Source organism: Clostridium algoriphilum, assembly GCF_020443705.1.
Taxonomy (GTDB): Bacteria; Bacillota; Clostridia; order Clostridiales; family Clostridiaceae; genus Clostridium_AD; species Clostridium_AD algoriphilum.
On the sequence record NZ_JAIZZK010000082.1, the window covers coordinates 1 to 4195 of the forward strand.

Annotated in this window: 2 protein-coding genes; both read left to right on the forward strand. The window is 34.1% G+C overall.

The annotated features are described in order from the left end of the window. Positions 1–457, forward strand: a 457-nt coding sequence (locus LGK95_RS21840; protein WP_226127010.1) for an L-lactate permease, incomplete at its 5' end; no start/stop codon positions are given. An 81-nt stretch (positions 458–538) separates the two neighbouring features. Continuing rightward, a complete protein-coding gene (gene nifJ / locus LGK95_RS21845) occupies positions 539–4051 on the forward strand; it encodes a pyruvate:ferredoxin (flavodoxin) oxidoreductase (RefSeq protein ID WP_226127011.1) in 3513 nt (1170 codons plus the stop codon). Positions 4052–4195: the final 144 nt, after the last annotated feature.

Here is a 4195-nt window from a genome sequence, read left to right on the forward strand (position 1 = left end):
TACTGATACTTGTAAACAAATGAGTAAAACAGCGATTACAATAGTTGCTATAGTTTCTCTTGCAAAAGTAATGAGTCATAGTGGAATGATAACATCTATTGCTGTGGTGCTCGTTGCAGCAACAGGTAGCTTTTATCCATTATTCGCTCCAATTATAGGTGCACTCGGTACTTTTGTAACTGGTAGTGATACCTCTGCAAATGTATTATTTGGACCACTTCAAGTTGAAGTTGCAAAAAATCTTCATATGAGTCCTTATTGGCTAGCAGCCGCTAATACGGGTGGGGCTACTGCCGGTAAAATGATTTCTCCTCAAAGTATTGCAGTTGCCACAGCAGCTACGGGACTTGTAGGAGCTGAGGGTAAGATATTAAAGGCAACATTAAAATTCTGCCTTGGATATGTAGTAATCTTAGGATTAATTACGTACTTTGGAGCAAAATTTTTTACAATGTAGAGAAATTTATATGATAATGTCAAGATTAAGATAAAATTAAAATTCAGGAAACAAATAATTTAATGAAAGAAGGCTTATTAAATGAGAAAAATGAAAACTATGGATGGAAATACAGCAGCAGCACACGTTGCATATGCATATACCGATGTGGCAGCAATTTATCCTATAACACCATCATCAACAATGGCAGAATATTGTGATGAACTTGCAGCTAAAGGAACAAAAAATGTATTTGGTCAAAAAGTAAAACTTATGGAAATGCAATCGGAAGCAGGAGCTGCTGGCGCAGTACATGGTTCACTTCAAACAGGAGCTTTAACTTCAACATTTACTTGTTCTCAAGGGTTATTATTAATGATTCCAAACATGTACAAAATAGCAGGAGAATTATTACCTGGAGTATTCCATGTAGCTGCCAGAGCGTTAACAACTCATGCACTTAATATTTTTGGAGATCATCAAGACGTAATGGCAACAAGACAAACTGGTTTTGCGTTACTTGCATCTAATAGTGTACAAGAAGTAATGGATCTTTCACCAGTTGCCCATTTAACAGCTATTGAAGGGAAAATTCCATTTGTAAACTTCTTTGATGGATTTAGAACTTCTCATGAAATACAAAAAGTAGAAGCATGGGATTATGAAACTCTAGGAAGTCTTGTAAATAAAGAAGCATTAGAAGTATTTAGAAATAGTGCAATGAATCCAGAACATCCTGTAACTCGTGGAACAGCACAAAATCCAGATATTTATTTCCAAGGAAGAGAAGCTTCAAACAAATTTTATGATGCTTTACCTGAAAAAGTTGAAACATGTATGGGAAAAATAAATTCATTAATCGGAACTGACTACCATTTATTTAATTATTATGGTGCTGGTGATGCAGATAGAATAATAATAGCAATAGGATCAGTTTGTGAAACAATAGAAGAAACTATTGATTATCTAACCGCAAAGGGAGAAAAGGTTGGAGTACTTAAAGTACATTTATTTAGACCTTTTTCAGTAGATCATTTCTTTAAATACATACCCAAAACTGTTAAAAAAATATCAGTACTTGATAGAACGAAAGAACCAGGTTCAATAGGAGAACCATTATACCAAGATGTTAGAAGCACATATTTTGATCAAGAAAACAGACCAGTTATTGTTGGTGGCCGATATGGACTTGGATCAAAAGATACTACTCCAGCTCAAATAGTTGCTGTATATGATGCTTTAAAAGCAAAAACTCCAGTAAACGGATTTACTATAGGAATAGTTGATGATGTTACTAATAAATCACTTACAATTGGTGATGCTATTACAACAACACCAGAGGGAACTAAAGAGTGTAAATTCTGGGGTCTTGGATCAGATGGTACTGTTGGAGCTAATAAGAGTGCAATAAAAATCATAGGAAACCATACAGATATGTTTGCTCAAGCATATTTTGCATATGATTCTAAAAAATCAGGTGGAGTAACAATTTCTCATTTGAGATTTGGTAAGAAAGCTATAAAATCAACATATTTAATTAGTTCTGCAAACTATGTTGCCTGTGGTAACCAAGCTTATGTAACTAAATATGATGTTCTAAAAGGAATTAAAGATGGTGGAACATTCTTATTAAATTGTATATGGAGTGTAGAAGAATTAGAACAACATTTACCAGCATCAATGAAGAGATATATTGCGAATCACAATATTAACTTTAATACTATTGATGCAGTTGGAATAGCTGGGAAAATAGGTCTTGGTGGAAGAGTTAACATGATAATGCAATCTGCTTTCTTTGAACTTGCAAACATAATACCAGTAGAAGATGCAGTTAAGTATCTTAAAGCAGCTGTTATTACTTCTTATGGTAAAAAAGGTCAAAAAGTTATCGATATGAATAATGCAGCAATTGATAAGGGAGTTCAATCAGTTGTTAAAATTAATGTTCCTGCTAGCTGGAAAACAGTTAAAGATGATAATGAAACACAAGAAGCTAGACCAGATTTCGTTAAAAATATAGCTGATGTAATGAACAGACAAGAAGGAGATTCTTTACCTGTAAGTGCATTTGCTGGAATAGAAGATGGATCATTAATGCCAGGAACAGCTGCATATGAAAAAAGAGGAATTGCAGTTAGCATCCCTGAATGGCAAGTAGACAAATGTATACAATGTAATCAATGTGCATATGTATGTCCACACGCTGTAATAAGACCTTTCTTAACAAATGATGAAGATCTTAAAAAGGCTCCAAAAACTTATGAAAGTAAGAAAGCTGTAGGTAAGGGACTCGAAGGTCAAAGTTTTGCAATAGGTATAAGTAATGAAGATTGTACCGGTTGTGGTAACTGCGCAGAAGTATGCCCAGCTAAAGAAAAAGCTTTAATCATGAAACCATATGCAACACAAACTGATAAAATACAAAACTGGAAGTTTAATATAAACTTACCTAAAAAAGAAAATCCATTAGGAACAGCAACTGTTAAGGGAAGCCAATTTGAGCAACCATTAATGGAATTCAGTGGAGCTTGTGCTGGATGCGGAGAAACACCATATTCTAGACTTATAACTCAATTATTTGGAGACAGAATGTTAATAGCAAATGCTACAGGATGTACTTCAATTTGGGGAGGAAGTTCACCTGCTTCACCATACACAGTTAATAAATGTGGTAAAGGACCAGCTTGGGCTAACTCATTATTCGAAGATAATGCTGAATTTGGATTTGGTATGTTCCTTGGAACTACTCAATTAAGAGATAAAGTTGAAATACTTGCTAAACAGGCATTAACAATGAATACAAGCGAAGCATTAAAAACAGCTCTTAATGAATGGATTGAGAATAAGCAAGATGGAGAAGGTTCAAGAACTGCTGCATCGAAAATATTACCATTATTAAAAACTGAAAAAGATAAAAATGAAGCTTTAAAAGAAATATTTAGTAAAAGAGATCATTTAGTTAAGAAGTCTCAATGGATATTTGGTGGAGATGGATGGGCTTATGATATCGGATTTGGTGGAGTTGATCATGTATTAGCATCTGGAGAAGATGTAAATATATTTGTGTTTGATACTGAAGTATATTCAAATACAGGTGGTCAGGCTTCAAAATCTACACCAACTGCAGCTGTTGCAAAATTTGCTGCTACTGGTAAGAGAACTAAGAAAAAAGATCTTGGCATGATGGCAATGACTTACGGATATGTTTATGTTGCTCAAATAGCAATGGGTGCTGATAAAGCTCAAACACTAAAAGCTATAAAAGAAGCAGAAGCGTACAAAGGACCATCACTTATAATCGCTTATGCACCATGTATCAATCACGGTATAAGAGTTGGAATGGGTTGTACACAACTTGAAACTAAGAGAGCTGTTGAATCTGGATACTGGGCTATGTATAGATTTAATCCGGATCTTAAAGATGCAGGAAAGAACCCATTTATATTAGACTCTAAAGAACCAATTACTTCATTTAGAGATTACTTAATGGGTGAAGTTAGATATTCTTCACTTGCAAAAAGTTTTCCAGAAGTAGCAGAAGAATTATTTGTTAAAACAGAAAGAGATGCTAAAGAAAGATTAGCTGGTTATAAAAAATTAGCTAACCAACAATAATTAAAGAAATAAATTAATTAAAAGGAACTCCTCTGATATGCTCCCCTTATGGTAGACAGTTAAATAATAAAACTGTTTACTATAAGGAGGGCTATTTTTTATGGGAAGAAAATCAATTATCTCAGACCAACAAAAAATCAAGGC